Below are 18,641 nucleotides of genomic sequence, written 5' to 3' on the forward strand. Positions count from 1 at the left end.
CTCTCGCGGCACCGAGCGAAAGGAAGCCGAACGATGAATCGAGCGATGCGGCGGCCGGTGGCAGCGGCCACGGGCGCGGTGCTTCTCGCGGCCACGGTGGCGGCGTGCGGCGGCGGTAGCGGCGGCGACACCGAGGGCGACGGTTCCCTCAGCGTCTGGATCATGCAGGGCACCAACCCCGACGCCGACGCGTTCTTCGACGACGTCGCCGCGGCGTTCGAGGAGGAGACCGGCGCGACGCTCGACGTGGAGTTCGTGGAGTGGGGCGACGCCCACGACCGGTTCGTCACCTCCATCGCGGGTGGCACCACCCCCGACGTCGCCGAGACCGGCACCACCTGGACCCCCGAGTTCGCCGACGCCGGCGCGCTCGCCCCGCTCGACGAGTACGTGGACCAGGCCGGGGTCACCGACGACCTGGTCGAGGGCCTGGTCGAGGCGGGCACGTACGACGAGCAGCTCTACGGCATGCCCTGGTACGCCGGCGTGCGCTCGCTCGTGTACAACACGGAGATGTTCGAGCAGGCCGGCGTCGAGCCGCCCACCACGTGGGACGAGCTGGAGGAGGCGGCCGCGGGGCTCAAGGAGGAGTTCCCCGACAAGATCGCGGTCGCGGTACCCGGCGACGCCGAGTTCACCGTGTACCCGTGGGTCTGGGGCGCGGGCGGCGAGGTCGCCACGCTGGACGGCGACACCTGGACGTCCGGCCTGGACAGCCCGGAGTCGCAGGAGGGCATCGAGTTCTGGACGGGCCTGGCCACCGAGGGCGGCTACTCGTCGACCGGAGCCACGACGTGGCGCGAGACGGACGTGCTGGACTCGTTCGCCGCGGGCGACGTGGGCATGGCCGTCATGGGCTCGTGGACCCCCGGCGCGATCGTCGAGGCCAACGCCGACATGGAGGGCAAGTTCGCCGCCGTGCCGATCCCGGGGCAGGACGGCGGCATCGCGCCGTCGGTGCTGGGCGGCTCGCACCTGAGCATGTTCGAGACGGCGCAGGACAAGGACCTCGCCTGGACGTTCATCGAGATGATGACGACCGGCGAGTTCGCGCAGCAGTGGGCCGAGCAGTCCGGGTACTTCCCGGGTCAGGTGTCGCTGCTGGACGAGACCCTGGCGAGCACCGACCCGCTGGTGGCGCCGTTCGCCGAGCAGTTCGTGGACGGCGGCGCGTCCGTGCCCGCGGCCCCCACCTACGGCGCGGTGCAGGCGAAGCTGACGACGAGCACGATGATGCAGTCGATCCTCTCCGGGGAGTCGGACGTCGCCACGGCGTCGGCCGCCGCGGCGGAGGAGATGACGAACGTGCTGAACGGCGCTGGATGACGGCGTCGGCCCCACCCACGCCGCGGCCGGTCCCGACAGGGGCCGGCCCGGCGGCCCGCAGGACCGCCGGCGGGCGGTCGGGCAGCTGGTCGGGCAGGGCCAGGGCCGCCGCCGCGCGGCCCTGGCTGCTGCTCGCCCCCGCCCTGCTCGTCCTGGCGGTGCTGCTGCTGTGGCCGCTGGTGCGGGTGTTCCTGTTCTCCCTGCAGGACTACGGCCTGCGCGAGATCACCACGGGCGAGCCGAACTGGATCGGCCTGCGGAACTACACCGAGATCCTGACCGCCCCCGAGCTGTGGACCGTGGTGCTGCCCAACACCGTGGGCTTCGCGGTGCTGTCGGTGGCCGGCACGGTCGCGTTCGGCACGGCCGTCGCGGTGCTGCTCGCCTCCCTGGGCACGTTCTGGCGCACCGTGACCTCCAGCGCGATCATGGCGGCCTGGGCCATGCCCGCCGTCACCGGCACGTACGTCTGGGTCTGGATCTTCGACGCCGACCGCGGCGTCTTCAACGACACCCTGATGAACCTCGGGCTCCTGGACGACCCCACCAACTGGTTCACGGGCCGGTGGACCTTCTACGCGATCGTGCTGCTCAACGTGATCCACCACGGCTTCCCGTTCGTCGCGGTGACCGTGCTCGCCGGCCTGCTCGGCGTGCCCAAGGAGATGCTGGAGGCCGCCGAGATGGACGGCGCAGGCTCGTTCCGGCGGTTCTTCTCCATCATCGTGCCGCAGCTGCGGCAGGTGTTCGCCGTCGTGATCATCCTGTCGACCATCTGGGACTTCAAGGTGTTCGCGCAGGTGTACCTCATGCCCGGCGGCGCCGGGTCGAACCGGTCGGTGCTGAACCTCGGCGTCTGGTCGTACGTCGAGTCGTTCGGGCAGAACCGGTACGGGTTCGGCTCGGCCATCGCCGTGCTGCTCACGCTGCTGCTGCTCGCGATCACCGCGGTCTACGTCCGCACCGTGCTGGCGGAGGAGGAACGATGAGCGCACGACGGTCCCCGCTGCGCCAGGTCACCAAGGGGGTGCTGGTCGCCCTCCTGCTCGTGTTCACGCTGTTCCCCGTCTACTGGATGCTGAACAGCTCGCTCGACGCGCAGGCTGGGCACACCAGCAGCCTCTGGCCGGCCGAGCCCACCCTCGACCACTACACGTTCGTGCTCACCGAGGGCGGGTTCGGCACGTTCCTGCGCAACTCGCTGCTCGTGGCGCTCGGCACCGTGCTCGTCTCGTCGCTGCTCGCGCTGCTGGCGTCCGTCGCGGTGGCCCGCTTCCGGTTCCGCATGCGCACCCAGATCCTCATGCTCGTGCTCATCGTGCAGATGGTGCCCCTGGAGGCGCTCGTCATCCCCCTGTTCGTGCAGGTGCGCGACCTCCAGCTGCTCGGCACCCTGCTCGGCCTCGTCGTGGTCTACGTGGCGCTCGCGGTGCCGTTCGGGATCTGGATGCTGCGCGGGTTCGTCGCGGCCGTCCCCGTCGAGCTGGAGGAGGCCGCCTACCTCGACGGCGCGAGCTGGGGCCGCATGTTCTGGTCGGTCCTGCTGCCGCTCGTGGCGCCCGGGCTCGTGGCCACCAGCATCTTCGGCTTCATCACGGCGTGGAACGAGTTCATCTTCGCCATGACGATGCTCGGCGGTGCCACCGAGAGCTACACCGTGGCGATCGGGCTGCGGTCGTTCTTCGGCATCCACTCCAACGACTGGGGCGCCATCATGGCGGCCTCCACGATCATCACCGTGCCCGTGATGATCTTCTTCGTGCTGGTCCAGCGGCGCCTCGCCTCCGGTCTGACCTCGGGGGCCGTGAAGGCATGAGCGCGGAGCCCGGCGGCCGCCTCGGGCGGGCCGTGAACGGCGTGCTCCTGCCGGGCTTCGAGAGCCCCGGCGGGCACGTCCCCGGCTGGCTGGCCGACGCCGCCCGCGCCGGCCTGGCCGGTGTCGTCTACTTCGCCCGGAACACGCCGGACGTCGAGACCACCGCGGCGCTCTCCACGGCGCTGCACGCGATCTCGCCCGACCTGCTCGTCGCCGTCGACGAGGAGGGCGGCGACGTGTCGCGCCTGGAGGCCGCGAGCGGGTCCTCGCTGCCCGGGGCGGCCGCGCTCGGCGTCCACCCCGGCGGGCCCGCCGTCTCGCTCGACGCCGGGCGTGCACTGGGCCGGCTGCTGGCGGCCACCGGTGTCGACCTGCTGCTCGGCCCGGTGCTCGACGTCGTGTCCGAGCCCGACAACCCCGTGGTCGGCGTGCGTGCCTTCGGGACCACGCCCGAGGTCGTCGCGCAGCACGGCATCGCCTTCGCCCGCGGCGTGCGCAGCGCCGGCGTCGGCGTGTGCGGCAAGCACTTCCCCGGGCACGGCGCCACCACCGTGGACTCCCACATCGGGCTGCCCGTCGTGGACGCGCCCCTCGCCGTCGTCCGGGAGCGGGACCTCGTCCCGTTCGCGCGCGCCCTGTGCACCGACGGCGGCCAGGCTCCCGGAGCCGGACCGCGCGACCAGTCCCGGCTCGACGCCGTCATGACCGCCCATGTGCTCTTCCCCGCGATCGGGCCCGCGCCCGCCTCCGTCGAACCCGCTGCCACGCGGCTGCTGCGCGAGCTCGGCCACGACGGGCCGGTCGTCACCGACGCGCTCGACATGGGCGCCCTGCGCCGGCTCACCGGCACGGTGGGGGAGGCCGCGGTGCGCGCCGTCGAGGCCGGCGCCGACCTGCTCTGCCTCGGCCTGGACCCGGCCCTCTACACCGAGGCGTACGACGCGCTCACCGCCGCCGTCGCATCCGGCCGGCTGACCGTCGAGCGCCTGGAGGAGTCCGCGGGCCGGAACCGGGCACTGGCGGCGGACGTCCGCGGCCGTCGGGCGGCGGCAGGGACGACGACGGGAACCGCCCCCGCCCGGGCGGCTCTCGCGGAGCTGTCCGAGGTCGGCGCGCGGATCGCGGACGTCGTCGTGCACGTGCGGGGCACCGGCCCGGTGCCGCTGCCGCCCGACGCGTCGCCCGACGTCGTGGACCTGCGGACCCGGCTGGACCACGCGGCGGGTCGCACGGCGCGGCACGTGCAGTCGGCGCTCGCGGCGGCCTGGCCGGGAGCCCGGGAGCTCCCCGCCGAGGGTGATCTGGAGAGTGGTGCCGAGGGAGCAGCGGACCCGCCGGAGACGGGCGACCTGCGTGCCGTCGACGATTCGTCCGCGGGTGTCATCCCTGGTCAGAGCCCTGTCGGGGAGATGCCCGCAGAACTCGGCCTGGATGAACGCGGACTTGCCGTGCTTATTGCCCGATTCACCCGGTACGGTGTATCGGCGGATCTCGACAGAAGCAGGCTCGAACGTGGTGCAGAATTTCCTGGACACTTGTCCAACACGGCACCGCGCCGCGAACCACTCGTCGTGATCACCCGTGAACCCGTCCCGGGTTCGGCCGAACGGGCCCGGCTGGAACAGCTCTGGGCCGTGCGGCCGGACCTCGTCGCGGTCCACACGGGCCTTCCGGGACCGGTCGAGGACTGGTTCGGGACGCTGCGTGACGGGGGGCCGGCGGTCGTGGTGGCGTGCGGGACGGGTCGTGCGAACGCGGCGGCCGCCGTCGCGCGCCTCCAGGGGCGATGAACTACGGACACAGCGAGACAGAGCACAGGATCAGCGAGGGAAAGGGGCACGCCGATGATCGCGGAGGCGGGATTCCAACGGCACGCACAGTCGGCGCCACGCCCGGTCTCACCCACCGAGGAGCGCAACCCGCGCACCCGTGACATCGACGTGGTCTCCACGGCGGACATGGTGCGCATGATCACCGACGAGGACGCCGCGGTCATCGCCGCCGTCCGCGCGGCGCACCCGCGCATCGTCGAGGCGGTCGACCTGGCCGTGGAGGGCATCCGGGCCGGCGGGCGCGTGCACTACGTCGGTTCGGGCACCTCGGGCCGCATGGGCCTGCTCGACGCCGCCGAGCTGCTGCCCACCTACGGCGTGGGCGAGGAGATGTTCGTGCCGCACCTGGCGGGCGGCCTCGGTGCCTTCAAGAAGGCCGTCGAGGGCGCCGAGGACGACGGCGCCGCCGGTGCCGCGCTCGTCGCCGACGTGGGGCCCGCCGACATGGTGTTCGGCATCGCGGCCAGCGGCAACACCCCGTACGTCGGTGGCGCGCTCGACATGGGCCGCTCGCGCGGGTCGCGGACCGTGCTGCTCGCGTCCAACCCGTTCGCGGCCCTGGCGCCGAAGGCCGACGTGCCCATCCTGGTGAACACCGGGCCGGAGGCCATCACGGGGTCCACCCGCATGAAGGCCGGCACCGCCCAGAAGATGGTGCTGAACACCTTCTCGACCGCGGTGATGGTGCGGCTGGGCAAGACCTACTCGAACCTCATGGTCGAGGTGCTCGCCACCAACGCCAAGCTGCGCCGTCGCCTGGTCCGCCTGCTCACGCAGGCCACCGACCTGGAGCCGGACGTCTGCGAGAACGCCCTGGCCGCGACCGACGGCGACCTGCGGGCCGCCCTCGTGATGCTGGTCGCGGGCGTCGACCGCTCGGCGGCGTTCGCGGCGCTCGCGCCCGCCCCGGGCAGCTTCGGCACCCCGTCGGTCCGCGAGGCCCTCTCCCGCCTGGGCGTCACCCCGCGCTGACCCCGGCCTGCTGCCCGGTAGGCCTGTCTCGGTGGGCATGTCTCGGCAGGCACGTCCGCGCGAGGTCGTGCCTGACCTGTGAGGTCGTGACTTTCCTGCGGGGTCGTGCCTGCCCTGCGGGGTCGTGCGTGCCCTGCGAGGTCGTGACTTTCCTGCGAGGTCGGCAGTTTGCGTCGAGGTCGGTACAGGCCTGTGCCGACCTCGAAGCAAACTGCCGACCTCGAGCGGGGCTGCCGACCTCGAGTGGAGCTGCCGACCTCGAGTGGAGCTGCCGACCTCGAGTGGGGCTGCCGATCTCGAGTGGAGCTGCTGACCCTGACTGCCGGGGCCGCGGTCAGCGGGGTGGGCGGGGGCCGAAGACCGCCGTGCCCACACGCACCACGGTCGCGCCCTCCGCGACGGCCAGCTCCAGGTCGTTCGTCATGCCCATCGAGAGCTCCCGCGCGGCCGAGGTGCCCGGGGCGGCCGACGCCACGACCTCGTCACGGATGGCGCGCAGCCGGGCGAACCCGGACCGGACCGTCTGCTCGGTCGCACCCTCCAGGGGCGCGCCGATGGTCATGAAGCCCGTCAGCCGTAGGCCCGGCAGGGCGGCGACGGCGGTGGCCAGCGCGACGGCGTCCTCGGGCCCGACGCCGGACTTACTCGCCTCACCCGTGACGTTGACCTGCACCATCACGTCGAGCGTGCGGCCGTCGCGCACGCACCGGTCCGAGATCGCCCGGGCGAGGTCGAACGAGTCGAGCGTCTCCAGACCCGTGGCGGTGGCCAGCACCTGGTTGATCTTGTTGCGCTGCAGGTGACCGATCATGTGGACCTGGAGCGTGCCGTCCGCGACCCGGTCCGCGACCGCCGGCGCCTTCGCGACGAGCTCCTGCACACGGTTCTCGCCGATCAGGTCCACGCCCGCCGCCAGCACCTCCAGCACGGCCTCGGCCGGCTGCGTCTTGGTCGCGACCAGCAGCCGTACCTCGCCGGGTTCGCGCCCGGCAGCGCGCGCGGCGGCGGCGATCCGTTCGCGGACGACGGCGAGACGGCCGGCGACGGAGGAGGGGGACTGCAGCTGCTCGGGCACGGGGCGAGTCTATTTCGGCCCGTCGGTACCCCGGGTGGCGTGTCCGCCGCGGGAGGTTCAGGGTCGGTTCAGGGGGGTTCCTGGTACCGCGAGCCTCCCGGTCTGCGGAAGGATGCAACCATGAAGACGCTGCTGAACATCATCTGGGTCATCTTCGCGGGGTTCGGGCTGTGGGTCGGCTACATGCTCGCGGGGATCATCTGCTGCCTGCTCATCGTCACCATCCCGTTCGGCATCGCGTCCTTCCGCATCGCGGGGTACGCCCTGTGGCCGTTCGGGCGTGAGGTGGTGGAGCACCCCCGCTCCGGCGCGTTCGCGCTCATCGGCAACGTGATCTGGGTGATCGTCGCGGGCTGGTGGCTGGCCCTGGGCCATGTCGTCACCGCGATCCCGCTGGTCATCTCGATCATCGGCATCCCGATGGCCTGGGCCAACCTCAAGCTCATCCCGGTGTCGCTGATGCCGCTCGGCAAGCAGATCGTCTCCAGCGACGCCCTGCTGCCGACGTACCGGAAGCAGGGCGCGGCGGCCTGAGCCCCGTCGCCGGCGGCGCTCGGCCCAGCGCCGCCGGCGCTGTCGGGCCCAGCACTGTCGGGCCCAGCACTGTCGGGCCCAGCCCCGTCGGGCCCAGCGCCGCCCGCGCCCGCCCGCGCCCTCAGTCGCGGGCGATCGGCGCCGTCGTCCCGCCCGTGAGGGTCAGCAGGTCGGCCGGGGCGAGGCCGACGTCGAGCCCGCGCCGGCCCCCGGACACGTAGACCACGTCGTACGCCTGCGCCGACTCGTCCAGCACCGTCGTGTGCCGCGTCTTCTGTCCCAGCGGCGAGATGCCGCCCACCACGTAGCCGGTGGCGCGCTCGGCCGTCGCGGGCTCGGCCATCGCCGCCTTCTTGCCGCCCGCCGCGCGGGCCAGGGCCTTGAGGTCCAGCTTGCGGTCCACCGGCACGATGCCCACCACGAGCTTGCCGTCGACGTCGGCGAGCAGCGTCTTGAACACCTGGGGCGGATCGACCCCAATGGCGCGTGCCGCCTCCAGGCCGAAGCCGAGGTCGCTGGCGGGGTCGTGCTCGTACGGGTGCAGCGTGTGCGGCAGCCCGGACTTCTCCAGGGCCACCACGGCGGGCGTCCCGTGGCTGGCGCGGGCGGACTTCGAGTTCTTGGCCACGACGTGATTGTGCCGTGCGGGCGGGCCAGGGGCGCAGCAATTTCGTGGTGCGGACCCGCCGGGGCGGCTGAAACCCGGCCAACCCGGTCGGAATCTACGCCGTTAGCGTGGGGGGCGTGCTCGTACTCCTGGTCCTCGCCATCCTCGTCGGGGGCTCCCTGCAACGCGTCGCCGGGATGGGGTTCGGGCTCGTCGCCGGCCCGTTCATCGTCCTGCTCCTCGGGGCGCGGGAGGGCGTCCTGTTCGTCAACGTCGTCGGCGCCGTGATGGCGCTCGTGGTGCTCTGGCGCATGCTGCCCCGCATCGACTGGCGCCGCTACGGGTGGCTGGTCGCCACGTCGGTCGCCACGAGCGTGCCCGCCGCGTACCTGATGCGCGACGCGAGCTCGGCCGCGCTGGAGCTGGTGGTCGGGCTGGTCATCGTCGTGGCGATGACGCTCGCCCTGGTCACCAACCGGCTGCGGGGCGCCCGCCGGCCGTTCGCGGAGCGCGCCCGCTGGCCCCTGCTGCTGACCGGTGTCGCGAGCGGGCTCGGCAGCGTGGCCGCCGGCATCGGCGGCCCGCCCCTGGCGGTCTACTCGGTGCTCGACCGGTGGGATCCCCGGGCGTTCGCCGCGACCGCGCAGCCCTTCTTCATGACCAACGCGGTGGCGGCGATCGTGGCGAAGGTGACCGTGGCCGACGTCGTGCTGCCGCCGCTCGTCTGGTGGGAGTGGCTGGTCGTGGGCGCCGCCCTGGCCGGCGGGGTCTGGGCGGGGGAGCTGCTGGCGGGCCGGGTGTCGGCGAGCGCCACCCGCAAGGTGCTGGTGGTGCTCGCCTACGTGGGTGGCCTCGCCACCCTGACGCGCGGGCTCGTGGGCCTGCTCGCCTGACACCCGGCCGCCGTCGGCTCACCCCTGGTCGAGCGGCCCCAGGACCATCGCCGGCTCGCCCGACGCCGTGAGCCGGGCCGTGCCGAGGTTGCCGACCGTGCAGCTCCCGCTGCGCGGGGCTCCGTCGTTCCAGACCTGGCGCAGGCAGTTGCGCATGGCGAGCTGTCCCCAGTAGCTCGGGTGCAGCGACTCCTGGACGTAGTACGGCGAGTCGCCGATCGTGGTGACGGTCCGGATCTGGTTGACCCACTCGGTCCGGTCGACGGCGCCCGCCGCCCGCCAGTCGGGCAGGCCCACCTCCTCGTACAGCCCGACGCCGTGCTCGCACAGCCGCCGGCCGTCGAACGCGTGCGTCATGTCGAGGGTGCGGACGTTCGGCAGCCCGACGTCGGAGGCCGCGCCCAGCAGCGCCCCGTTGATGGTGGGCAGCGCCGTGGAGTTGGCCCAGTCGGCGTCCCGGTTCCAGAGGCCGCAGCCGCCGACGGACTGGCGGGTGTACCCGGACTCGGCGTACCGGAACCCGGACCCGTCCGGCACGGGCGACGGGTAGGTCTGGACCACGAGCGTCCACTGGTCGGTGCGGTACCCGGCGTTGCTCATGGCGGTCGCGACGTTGTCGAGCGCGGCGGCCACCCGGGCGCGGACGGCGGCGACGTTCGCGGCGGTGAAGTTGGCCGCGACCGAGCTGTCGTCGTGGCAGTAGTTCTTCCACCAGGACGGGGAGGTGAGGAAGTTGACCACGCAGGTCTGGACGACGCTCGCGAACTCGAAGTCGTTGCCACCGATCGAGACCACGACCATGCGGACGTTCCGGGTGGCGGCGGCCTCCTGCAGCAGGAGGGCCTGACCCTTGTTGCCGCCGCTGGAGTAGAAGTCGATGCCGGGCTTGAAGGGGGAGCCGGCCGAGGTTGCGGTCGTCGCCCCGCTGCAGGCGAGGTTGAGGCCGTTTGTCCCGGCGCCGATGTAGGCCTCGGCGGAGGACGCGCGGTGGCAGCGGGGGATGAGCTCGCCGGTGCCGCTGGAGTTGTCGAAGTAGGCGGTGGGGCCCAGGGCGTCGGCGCGGCGGTAGTCGCTGTTGGAGGCGCCGGCCCAGCGGCCGGCCTCCCCGGAGATGTAGGAGTCGCCGAGCGTGACGACCCAGGGCGTCCCGACGCCGGGGGCGTCGGCGGGCAACGGTGTGGTGGAGAGGGCCGCGGTGGACAGCGGCACGGTGGGCAGGGGTGTGGCGGGCAGGGCCGCCGCGGTCGCCGGTGTCGCGGTGGCGGCGAGGGCGAGCGAGGCGAGGAAGCCGAGGGTGAGGTGGCCGAGCGTTCGCAGGTGCGTCGTCATTGGCACTCCTGTGTCCAGGCAGTGCCGGTGGCACTGCTGACCGGAACTCTAATAAAAGGAGTTTACGCCAATCCCGGAAAAAGGTAAATGATCGGCAAATTCAGATCTGACCCACGTCCAGAACCGTCAGCACGACCTCGCCGGCCTCGTCGCTCGCCGCCAGGTCGACCTGCGCGGTGATCGCCCAGTCGCGGTGCGCGTCGGCGTCGTCGAGCACCTGTCGTACCCACCAGGTGCCGGGTTCCACGCGGCCGCCGTCCTGCGTGGCGGCGCCCGGCAGCTCCGCGCCCGGCTCCAGGATGGTCAGCAGCGCGGCCGAGCGAGCCTGGGGGCCGATCCCGATCGCGTCGTCGCCCTGCTCCTCGAACAGCGGGTCCAGGGCGTCCGCCCAGGCGTCGGCGTTCCATCCGCCGCCCAGCGCCGCCAGCGCCGGGTAGGACTCGCGGGCGGCGAGCTCGACGCGGCGGAACATCGCGTTGCGCACCAGCCGGCGGAACGCGCGCGGGTTGCCGGTGACGGGCCGGGCGGGTGCCTCGGCCCCGGCGTCGGCCAGCTCACCGTCGGTCACGAGGTCGGCATCGTCGTCCACGGGGTTGGCCAAGCGCTCCCACTCGTCGAGCAACGACGAGTCCACGCCGCGCACCAGCTCGCCGAGCCACTCGACGATCTCCTGCACCTCCTCGGTGCGGTGCTCCTCGGGCACCACCTGGCGCACGGCCCGGTAGGCGTCGGCGAGGTAGCGCAGCACCACGCCCTCCGTGCGCTCCAGCCCGTACACGCTCACCGTCTCGGCGAACGTCATGGCCTTCTCGACCATGTCCCGCACCACCGACTTGGGGGAGAGCTCGTGGTCGGCCACCCACGGGTTGCTGCGGCGGTAGGCCTGGAACGCGGGCTCCAGCAGGTCGGCCAGCGGCTTGGGCCACGTGACCTCCTCCAGCAGCTCCATCCGCTCCTCGTACTCGATGCCCTCGGCCTTCATCGCGGCCACGGCCTCGCCGCGGGCCTTGTTCTGCTGACCCATGAGCACCTGGCGAGGGTCGTCCAGGGTCGCCTCGATCACGGAGACGACGTCGAGCGCGTGCGTCGGGCTCTCGACGTCGAGCAGGTCCATGGCCGCCAGGGCGAACGGCGACAGCGGCTGGTTCAGCGCGAAGTCACGCGGCAGGTCGACCATGAGGCGGGCCGACGGGCGGAGCGTGCCGGCGGCGTCGCGCACGCGGACCTTCTCGACCACGCCCGCGACCCGCAGCGAACGGTAGATCCGGAACGCCTGGCGCACGTGCTCGGCCTGCTGCGTCTCCGTGTCGTGGTTCGCGGTCAGCAGGTGGCGCATGGCGTCGACCGGGTCGGTGGTGCCGGCCGACGCGCGGGCCAGCACGTTGAGCACCATCGCGTGGTTCACGCGGAACTGGGAGACCAGCGGCTCGGGGTCGGCGTCGCGCAGGCGCTCGAAGGTGGCGTCCGTCCAGTTCACGCTGCCCGACGGCGCCTTCTTGCGCACCACCTTCTTGAGCTTCTTCGGGTCGTCACCGGCCTTGGCCAGCATCTTGCGGTTCTCGATGACGTGCTCGGGCGCCATGACCAGCACCTCGCCCACCGTGTCGTACCCGGCGCGGCCCGCCCGCCCGGCGATCTGGTGGAACTCACGGGCGCTCAGGTGGCGCATGCGCTCGCCGTCGAACTTGACGAGGCTGGTCAGCAGGACCGTGCGGATCGGCACGTTGATGCCGACGCCGAGCGTGTCGGTGCCGCACACGACCTTGAGCAGGCCCTTCTGCGTCAGGCGCTCCACGAGCCGGCGGTACTTGGGCAGCATCCCGGCGTGGTGCACGCCCACGCCGTGCCGCAGGAACTTGCTCAGGATCTTGCCGAACCCGGTGCCGAAGCGGAAGGCGCCCATCTCCGCGACGATGGCCTCCTTCTCCGACTTGCTCGCCACGTTCATCGACAGCAGCGACTGCGCGCGGTCGACGGCGTCCTTCTGCGTGAAGTGGACCACGTAGACCGGGGCGCGGTGCGTGGTCACCAGCTCCTGGATCACCTCGGTGAGCGGCTCGACCACGTAGGAGAACGTGAGCGGGACCGGGCGCTCGGCGCCCGCTACCTCGGCCACCGGCCGGCCGGTGCGCTCCTCGAGGTCCTCCCGCAGGCGGGACGTGTCGCCGAGAGTGGCGCTCATCAGGATGAACTGGGTGTCCTTGAGCTCCAGCAGCGGCACCTGCCACGCCCAGCCGCGCTGCGGGTCGCCGTAGTAGTGGAACTCGTCCATGACGACCTGCGCGACGGCGTCCTCGTCGGCGTCCGCGCCCCGTCCGCCGTCGCCGTTGCCCCGGCGCAGCGCGAGGTTCGCCAGGATCTCCGCGGTGCAGCAGATGATCGGGGCGTCCGGGTTGACGGCGGAGTCGCCCGTCATCATGCCCACGTTCTTCGAGCCGAACGCGGCCACCAGGTCGAAGAACTTCTCGCTGACCAGCGCCTTCAGCGGCGCGGTGTAGTACGTGCGGCCACCCCGGCCCGACCGGTGCGCCGCGAGCGCGGCGAACTGGGCACCCATGGCCACCATCGACTTCCCGGACCCCGTGGGCGTCGCGAGGATCACGTGGGAGCCCGTCATGACCTCCAGGAGCGCCTCCTCCTGGTGCGGGTAGAGCGCGCGCCCGCCCGCGGCGGCCCACTCGCCGAAGCTCTCGAACAGGACGTCCGGGTCCGGGTCCTTGCCCGTGGGTGCGGGCAGGTACGGGATCAGGGTGCCGGCGGGCTTCGGGGTACCCGGCTGGCTGGTCGAGGAGAAGGTGGTCGCGGTGGTCGAGGAGGGCGCCGTCATGGTCCGCCCATTCTTGCAGGCGGGTGCGGGGGTGGGTGAGGTCGGCGGTCAGCCGGCGGGCCGGTCGCCGCGCGTGCGCTTCTCGCCCGCCTGGACCGCCACCACCCCCGCGAGGATCAGCACGCCGCCGACGAGCTGGACCGGCCGGGGCAGCTCGCCCAGCAGCAGCCAGGCGAAGCCGATCGCGGCGACCACCTCGAACAGCCCCACGAAGGAGGACAGCCGCGGGCCGAGCAGGCGGCCCGCCGCGATGCCGGCCACGTAGGCGAGCGCCGCCGTCACGACGCCGAGGCCGATCACGGGCAGCCACCACGGCACGGCCGTGCCCGCGTAGACGGGCGCCGCCGTGCTGTAGTCCAGCGGCATCAGGCCGGTGGCGCCGAGCAGGCCGAGGGCGAGGGTCGCCGTCGTCAGGCCACCGGCGGCCAGCGCGAGCGGCGGCAGGCCGGTCTCCGCGTTCGCGTTGATGACGAAGTACGTCGAGACGCCGAGCATCGCCACCAGGGCCCAGGCCACGCCGGCCGGATCGGTGGCCCCGGCACCCGCACCGGTGGCCAGGTCCAGCACGAGCACCAGCCCGACGGCGGCCAGGAGCGTGCCGAGCACGGTGGCGACCGTCGGGCGCTGGCCGTGCCGCAGCCAGAACCAGAGCACCACCGCGGCCGGTGCCGTGTACTCGATCAGCAGGGCGGGCCCGACGGGCATGTACTGGACGGCGGAGAAGTACGCGAACTGGCAGCCCGCGACGGACACCGCGCCGTAGACCGCGATGAGCCCCAGGTTGCGCCGCACCGGTCCCCAGTCGCCCCGCAGCGAGACGATGCCGAGCGGCAGCACCACGAGGGCCGCGATCGCCACGCGCGCCAGGACCATGGCGCCGGGGCTCCAGCCGGTGTCGAGCAGCCCGCTGGCGAACACCCCGGAGAGGCTGAACGCCGCGGCGGAGACCCCCGCGAGCACCAGCCCGGACGTCAGGCGGCGGGCAGGGGTCGTGCCTGCTCCGGCCACGGCTGCTCCGGCTGTGCCCGCTCCGGTCCTGCCCGCTCCGGCCGCCAGGGGGCCGGTCGCTGCCGACCCGCCGGTGTCAGGTGTCACTGCGCCCATGGGTCCTGACGCTAGGGGTGACGGGGTAATGTGTCAACGTGGTTTTCGCTCATGACACCGAGGAGTCGCTGCAGGCCGCCGTCGCGCTCGTGAACGCCGCCGAGCCACCGGTCACCCTCACGACGGTGGCCGACCTCGACGCGTTCTTCACGCGGCACGGCTACACCGGGCGGCACGACGGCACCGAGGCCGAGCTCCGCGACGTCCTGGCCCTCCAGCCGCGCCTGCGCGAGCTCCTGCTGGCCGACCGCGACGTGGCCGCCGGCCTGGTCAACGACATGCTGGCCGACGCCGGTGCGGTGCCCCGGCTCGTGCGCCACCCGCCGGAGGACTGGCACGTCCACGCGGTACCGGCCGACGCCCCGCTCGCCACCCGCGTCCTGGTGGAGACCGCGATGGCGATGATCGACGTCGTCCGCGAGGACGAGCACTCCCGCCTCGCCGTCTGCGCCGACGACGACTGCGCGGGGATCGTCCTGGACCTCTCCCGGAACCGGTCCCGCCGCTACTGCTCCACGACGTGCGGCAACCGCAACGCCCAGGCCGCCCACCGGGCGCGGCAGGCGGACCGGGCGGGTCAGCCCGCCACGGTGTAGCGCGTCGCCCCGGACGCCACGGCGGCGCGGATCGCCTCGGCCACCCCGGTGACGTCGTCCGGGAGGTCGGTGAGGACGACGCCGGGCGTGGTGCCGCCGGGCGTGGTGCCGGCGGATGTGGTGCCGGCGGATGTGGTGCCGGGCGTGGCGTCGGGCGTGGCGTCGGGTGCGTCGTCGTCGGCGGGTGGCGCCGTGCCCGGTGCGATCTGGGCCGTGGCCCGGGCGAACTCCTCGTGCATGTGCCGGGCGGCCCCCAGGTCGGTGAACCCGTGCCCGGTGCGTGTGGCCACCCGGTGCAGGCAGGTCTCGACGGGCGGCAGCAGCACCACGTAGTCGATCGCCGCCAGCCCGGTCAGGGCCGCGAAGCCGGGCAGGAACCACGGGCCGATCACGCCGTCGTACACCACGTGGATGCCGCCGCGCGCGAAGGTGCCGGCCGCCGCGGCGGCCGCACGGGTCGTCGTGTCGTTCTGGGCGCGCGACCCGGGCAGCCAGGGCGAGACGTAGCCGCGGCGGAGGAACGTGAAGAAGGCGTCGCCCTCCACGAGCGCGCTCGGCTCCCACAGCTCGGCCAGGGCCGCGGACACCGTCGACTTGCCCGAGCCGGGCGGCCCCGTGACGACCAGGAGGGTCGCGGCGTCCGTCATCCCAGGTCCCAGAGCATGCGGTACCAGGCGACCCGCTCGGGGTCCTCGTCGATGCCGTACCCCTCGTAGACCAGGTGGTCGTAGCCGGGGCCGTAGTTCCAGCCCAGGCTGTAGGTCGCCACCGCGAGGTCGGCCCAGCGGTCGGCCACGCCCAGGGACCCGAGGTCGACGTGGCCGAACCAGGTGCCGTCGTCGGCCAGCAGGGTGTTGGGAGCGCAGGCGTCGCCGTGGCAGACCACCAGCCGGTCGTGGTCCGGCGCGTCCGCCAGGCGGGCGCGGGCCTCGGCCGACCAGCCGGCGGCCGCGTGCCCCCGGGCCGCCCGGTCCTCCGCGACCGCGATCCGGTCCTCGATGCTCCAGGTCCACGGGCACCGGTCGACGGGCAGGGCGTCGTGCATGGCCCGCAGGCCCACGCCGATGGCACGGGCGGCGGTCTCGGGTTCGGCCAGCCACCGCGGGTCGACGGCGGAGCGGGCGTCGAGGGCGGTGGTCACGAGCCAGTCCACCTCGCCGTCGCTGCCGGCCTCCAGGACGTGCGGCACGGTGGTCCACGGCTCCGCCCAGCGTATGCGTGCCGCCTCCTCGACGAGGTCGGTCCGCTCGGTCAGGGCACGGTCCGTGCGGGGCGACCACTTCACGAACGTGACGGGTTCGGCCGGGTCCGGCGGGTCGACGCGGAACGTGAGGCCACCCAGCTCGTTGCGCCAGGCCAGGGTGAGCTCACCGGCACCGGCGAGCTCACGGACGAGATCGGGCACCGCCACCGGCTCGGTCGGGATCGTCATGGGCCCAGCGTCGCAGACCCGGCGGTGCGGCCACGATCTGATTTCGCTCCGGGCGGTGCCGGGCGGTGCCGGGCGGTGTCGTGCGATGCCGGTGCGGCGGACGCCCGGCCCCCGGTCGGCGTCGGGGCGGGTCCGTCGAAGGATGTACGCCGCGGACCAGAGATCGCCCGGACGGCCGACGCGGGCGAGGGCCGGGCACCGGCAGGGTCGGACCATGTCCGCACACACCTCAGCGAGCACCTCGGCGACCACCGCACCCGTCGCCGCGCCGGGCGGTCCCCGCGGCGGCCGGATCGCCGCCCTCGACGTCCTGCGCGGGGTGGCCATCCTCGGCACCCTCGCCAGCAACATCTGGCTGTTCACGATGCCGGGCGGGCCTGCCGCGCTGTTCTCCGGCGGTTTCGTGACGGACGACCCGGTCCGGACGGCGCTGCAGGCACTGTCCAACGGGAAGTTCCTCGGGCTGCTCACCCTGCTGTTCGGAGTGGGGCTGGAGCTCCAGTACCGGTCCATGGTCCGGCGCGGGCTGCGGTGGCCGGGCCGGTACGGGCTGCGGGCGGCGATCCTGTTCGTCGAGGGCCTGCTGCACTACGTGCTCGTCTTCGAGTTCGACGTGCTCATGGGGTACGCCATCGCGTCCGTGCTGGCCGCCTACCTCATCGGGCGTTCCGACCGGGTGGTGCGGGCCTGGAGCACCGCCGTGGCCGCCGTCTACGTGCTGGTGATCGGCGGCGTTACCGCACTCCTGGTGACGGCCGGGCCCGCGTCCGGGGAAGCAGGCGCCGTGCGGGTCCCGTCGACCGCAAGCTGGCCGGAGCAGGTGCTGGTGCGGCTGGAGCACGCCGCCGTCTTCCGCATCGAGCTGCTGTTCATCGTCCCCTCGGCCCTGGTGCTGTTCGTCGTGGGCTCCCGCCTCGTGCGCGCGGGCCTGTTCACCTCGACCCCGGAGGGTGCGCGCCTGCGCCGCCGGCTCGCGTGGGTCGGGCTGGGTGCCGGGGTGCCGCTCAACGCCCTGACCACGTGGGCGGGGCCCGACTGGGTGCTCGTGGACCGCTACCTGGTGCCGCCGCTCGTCGCGGTGGGCATCCTCGCGCTCGGCACCACCCTGGTCGGGCGCGTGCGGGCCGGCCGGGCGCCGGGCCTGCTGCGCCGCGGGGTCGAGGCCGTGGGGCGGACGGCGCTGTCCTGCTACGTGCTCCAGAACGTGCTCGCGTCGGTGCTCTGCTACGACTGGGGTCTGGGGCTCGCCGGCGGTGCCACCTGGCAGGTCGTGGCGCTCTGGGCGGGCATCTCCGCGGTGCTGATGATCGCGGCGCCGCTGTGGCTGCGCCGCTGGCCGCGCGGCCCGATCGAGCTGCTCATGCACCGGGTCTACGACTCCCGGCGGGTGGACCGGGCGGCATCGGCCGCCTAGTGGGCGGGCGACGTGCGACGGGCGCGGACCGCTTCTTCCGCGTCCCACAGGGCGCGGTAGTAGGTGGTGCGCTCGCGGTCCGGGGCGACGCCGTAGGCGGCGAGCACGAGCGGCTCCAGCCCTGCGCCGTAGCGCCGGGTGACGCTGCGCGTGGTGACCGCGATGTCGGACCACCGGTCGCCCACGCCCAGGTCCCCGACGTCGACGTGGGCGGCGAACCGGCCGACCTGGTCCAGGAGGGTGTTCGGCACGGTGGCGTCGCCGTGGCACACCACCAGCCGGTCGACGGGCGGCGGGTCGCCCAGGGCGGCGCTGATCGTGGCGCGTTCGGCATGGGCGAGGGGTGCGGTCTCGTCCGTGGTGAGGGCGTCGACACGCATCCGCGCCGTCCGGACGAAGGGGCAGGTGTCGGTGGGGAGAGCGTCGTGGAAGCGGCGCAGCCCCACGCCGATCGCGATCGCCGCCCGCTCGGCGTAGGCCCGCCAGCGCGGTTCGACGGCGGACGTCGCGACGTCGCCGTCGGCCTCGACGGCCGCGGTGAGCAGCCAGGAGCCGTGCGCGTCACGGCCCGCGTCGAGCACGTGGGGCACGCGGGTGAACGAGCCGGCCCAGACGAGCCGGTCGGCCTCGGCGAGAGGGTCGGGGCAGGCGGAGTCCTCCGGGACCCACTTGAGGTACGAGCTCGTGGTGCGGGGCGGGGCCGGGATCGAGCCCAGCCGGACCGTCAGGCCGCCGTACTCGTTGCGCCACACGGGAACGACCGCCGCCCCGGACCGGAGCCGTGCGGCCAGGGTGTGTACGACGGGCGGTACCTCGACGGGAGTCGGACCGATGCCGACCAGTGCGCTCGACACCCCACCATCGTCCCACGGAGCGGGTGAAAA

General features: G+C 73.4%; 17 protein-coding genes. 9 read left to right on the top strand and 8 right to left on the bottom strand.

Annotated elements, in window-relative coordinates:
- Positions 1-33 precede the first annotated feature (33 nt).
- From ACO229_RS00240 to murQ, 5 genes are read left to right on the top strand one after another with little or no spacing between them, the layout of a single operon-like run.
- Positions 34-1,326: a sugar ABC transporter substrate-binding protein gene (locus ACO229_RS00240; RefSeq protein WP_423463315.1), complete on the top strand. Its 1,293-nt coding sequence runs from the start codon at positions 34-36 to the stop codon at positions 1,324-1,326.
- Entirely contained in the window at positions 1,323-2,315 is a 993-nt protein-coding gene (locus ACO229_RS00245; protein ID WP_397411649.1) for a carbohydrate ABC transporter permease, read from the top strand. Before ACO229_RS00240 ends, ACO229_RS00245 begins: the two co-directional genes overlap by 4 nt.
- A complete protein-coding gene (locus ACO229_RS00250; protein ID WP_423463316.1) occupies positions 2,312-3,142 on the top strand; it encodes a carbohydrate ABC transporter permease in 831 nt (276 codons plus the stop codon). The genes ACO229_RS00245 and ACO229_RS00250 overlap by 4 nt, the downstream gene beginning before the upstream one ends.
- Positions 3,139-4,932: a glycoside hydrolase family 3 N-terminal domain-containing protein gene (locus ACO229_RS00255; RefSeq protein WP_423463317.1), complete on the top strand. Its 1,794-nt coding sequence runs from the start codon at positions 3,139-3,141 to the stop codon at positions 4,930-4,932. Before ACO229_RS00250 ends, ACO229_RS00255 begins: the two co-directional genes overlap by 4 nt.
- 54 nt (positions 4,933-4,986) lie before the next feature.
- Positions 4,987-5,946 carry an N-acetylmuramic acid 6-phosphate etherase gene (gene murQ / locus ACO229_RS00260; protein ID WP_397411643.1) on the top strand — a complete coding sequence of 320 codons (960 nt, stop codon included), beginning with the start codon at positions 4,987-4,989 and terminating at the stop codon, positions 5,944-5,946.
- Positions 5,947-6,280: 334 nt separating this feature from the next.
- On the opposite strand, the gene ACO229_RS00265 is transcribed toward murQ, so the two are convergent.
- Positions 6,281-7,021: a YggS family pyridoxal phosphate-dependent enzyme gene (locus tag ACO229_RS00265; RefSeq protein WP_423463318.1), complete on the bottom strand. Its 741-nt coding sequence runs from the start codon at positions 7,019-7,021 to the stop codon at positions 6,281-6,283.
- Positions 7,022-7,141: 120 nt separating this feature from the next.
- On the opposite strand from ACO229_RS00265, the gene ACO229_RS00270 reads away from it, so the two are divergent.
- Positions 7,142-7,555 carry a YccF domain-containing protein gene (locus tag ACO229_RS00270; RefSeq protein ID WP_397411639.1) on the top strand — a complete coding sequence of 138 codons (414 nt, stop codon included), beginning with the start codon at positions 7,142-7,144 and terminating at the stop codon, positions 7,553-7,555.
- A gap of 121 nt (positions 7,556-7,676) precedes the next feature.
- Here the strand turns inward: ACO229_RS00270 and ybaK are convergent, their stop codons facing one another.
- Positions 7,677-8,183 carry a Cys-tRNA(Pro) deacylase gene (ybaK, locus tag ACO229_RS00275; protein WP_423463319.1) on the bottom strand — a complete coding sequence of 169 codons (507 nt, stop codon included), beginning with the start codon at positions 8,181-8,183 and terminating at the stop codon, positions 7,677-7,679.
- Between the two features lie 116 nt (positions 8,184-8,299).
- Between ybaK and ACO229_RS00280 the strand changes: the two genes are divergently transcribed.
- On the top strand, positions 8,300-9,055 hold the full coding sequence (locus ACO229_RS00280; protein ID WP_423463320.1) for a sulfite exporter TauE/SafE family protein: 756 nt from the start codon (positions 8,300-8,302) through the stop codon (positions 9,053-9,055).
- Positions 9,056-9,073: 18 nt separating this feature from the next.
- On the opposite strand, the gene ACO229_RS00285 is transcribed toward ACO229_RS00280, so the two are convergent.
- The 3 genes from ACO229_RS00285 to ACO229_RS00295 all read right to left on the bottom strand — a co-directional run bounded on the left by ACO229_RS00285 (position 9,074) and on the right by ACO229_RS00295 (position 14,315).
- Positions 9,074-10,384 (bottom strand): hypothetical protein, encoded by a 1,311-nt coding sequence (locus ACO229_RS00285; RefSeq protein WP_423463321.1) that lies wholly within the window; start codon positions 10,382-10,384, stop codon positions 9,074-9,076.
- A 100-nt stretch (positions 10,385-10,484) separates the two neighbouring features.
- A complete protein-coding gene (locus ACO229_RS00290; protein WP_423463322.1) occupies positions 10,485-13,211 on the bottom strand; it encodes a DEAD/DEAH box helicase in 2,727 nt (908 codons plus the stop codon).
- Between the two features lie 48 nt (positions 13,212-13,259).
- The gene (locus ACO229_RS00295; protein WP_423463323.1) at positions 13,260-14,315 is read right to left on the bottom strand and encodes an EamA family transporter; all 1,056 of its coding nucleotides are present in this window, start codon (positions 14,313-14,315) and stop codon (positions 13,260-13,262) included.
- 38 nt (positions 14,316-14,353) lie between these two features.
- On the opposite strand from ACO229_RS00295, the gene ACO229_RS00300 reads away from it, so the two are divergent.
- Positions 14,354-14,911, top strand: a complete 558-nt coding sequence (locus ACO229_RS00300) for a CGNR zinc finger domain-containing protein (RefSeq protein ID WP_397431375.1) — start codon at positions 14,354-14,356, stop codon at positions 14,909-14,911.
- Here ACO229_RS00300 and ACO229_RS00305 read toward each other — a convergent pair.
- On the bottom strand, positions 14,893-15,558 hold the full coding sequence (locus tag ACO229_RS00305) for an AAA family ATPase (RefSeq protein WP_423463324.1): 666 nt from the start codon (positions 15,556-15,558) through the stop codon (positions 14,893-14,895). The genes ACO229_RS00300 and ACO229_RS00305 overlap by 19 nt on opposite strands.
- Entirely contained in the window at positions 15,555-16,343 is a 789-nt protein-coding gene (locus ACO229_RS00310) for a phosphotransferase (protein WP_423463325.1), read from the bottom strand. The genes ACO229_RS00305 and ACO229_RS00310 overlap by 4 nt, the downstream gene beginning before the upstream one ends.
- 214 nt (positions 16,344-16,557) lie before the next feature.
- On the opposite strand from ACO229_RS00310, the gene ACO229_RS00315 reads away from it, so the two are divergent.
- Positions 16,558-17,757: a DUF418 domain-containing protein gene (locus ACO229_RS00315; protein ID WP_423463326.1), complete on the top strand. Its 1,200-nt coding sequence runs from the start codon at positions 16,558-16,560 to the stop codon at positions 17,755-17,757.
- Here ACO229_RS00315 and ACO229_RS00320 read toward each other — a convergent pair.
- Positions 17,754-18,611, bottom strand: coding sequence for a phosphotransferase (locus tag ACO229_RS00320; RefSeq protein ID WP_397431370.1), 858 nt, complete (start codon positions 18,609-18,611; stop codon positions 17,754-17,756). The two genes, ACO229_RS00315 and ACO229_RS00320, sit on opposite strands and share 4 nt — an antisense overlap.
- Positions 18,612-18,641: the final 30 nt, after the last annotated feature.

It is taken from the genome of Promicromonospora sp. MS192 (assembly GCF_049532985.1).
Lineage (GTDB): Bacteria > Actinomycetota > Actinomycetes > Actinomycetales > Cellulomonadaceae > Promicromonospora.

What these genes read in the sequence shown, in the direction of transcription:
- ACO229_RS00270 (WP_397411639.1), top strand. Translation starts at nt 7,142, where the DNA reads ATGAAGACGCTGCTGAACATCATCTGGGTCATCTTCGCGGGGTTCGGG.
- ACO229_RS00310 (WP_423463325.1), bottom strand. Translation starts at nt 16,343, where the DNA reads ATGACGATCCCGACCGAGCCGGTGGCGGTGCCCGATCTCGTCCGTGAG.
- ACO229_RS00240 (WP_423463315.1), top strand. Translation starts at nt 34, where the DNA reads ATGAATCGAGCGATGCGGCGGCCGGTGGCAGCGGCCACGGGCGCGGTG.
- ACO229_RS00285 (WP_423463321.1), bottom strand. Translation starts at nt 10,384, where the DNA reads ATGACGACGCACCTGCGAACGCTCGGCCACCTCACCCTCGGCTTCCTC.
- ACO229_RS00255 (WP_423463317.1), top strand. Translation starts at nt 3,139, where the DNA reads ATGAGCGCGGAGCCCGGCGGCCGCCTCGGGCGGGCCGTGAACGGCGTG.
- ACO229_RS00295 (WP_423463323.1), bottom strand. Translation starts at nt 14,315, where the DNA reads ATGGGCGCAGTGACACCTGACACCGGCGGGTCGGCAGCGACCGGCCCC.
- murQ (WP_397411643.1), top strand. Translation starts at nt 4,987, where the DNA reads ATGATCGCGGAGGCGGGATTCCAACGGCACGCACAGTCGGCGCCACGC.
- ACO229_RS00245 (WP_397411649.1), top strand. Translation starts at nt 1,323, where the DNA reads ATGACGGCGTCGGCCCCACCCACGCCGCGGCCGGTCCCGACAGGGGCC.
- ACO229_RS00305 (WP_423463324.1), bottom strand. Translation starts at nt 15,558, where the DNA reads ATGACGGACGCCGCGACCCTCCTGGTCGTCACGGGGCCGCCCGGCTCG.
- ACO229_RS00250 (WP_423463316.1), top strand. Translation starts at nt 2,312, where the DNA reads ATGAGCGCACGACGGTCCCCGCTGCGCCAGGTCACCAAGGGGGTGCTG.
- ACO229_RS00315 (WP_423463326.1), top strand. Translation starts at nt 16,558, where the DNA reads ATGTCCGCACACACCTCAGCGAGCACCTCGGCGACCACCGCACCCGTC.
- ACO229_RS00290 (WP_423463322.1), bottom strand. Translation starts at nt 13,211, where the DNA reads ATGACGGCGCCCTCCTCGACCACCGCGACCACCTTCTCCTCGACCAGC.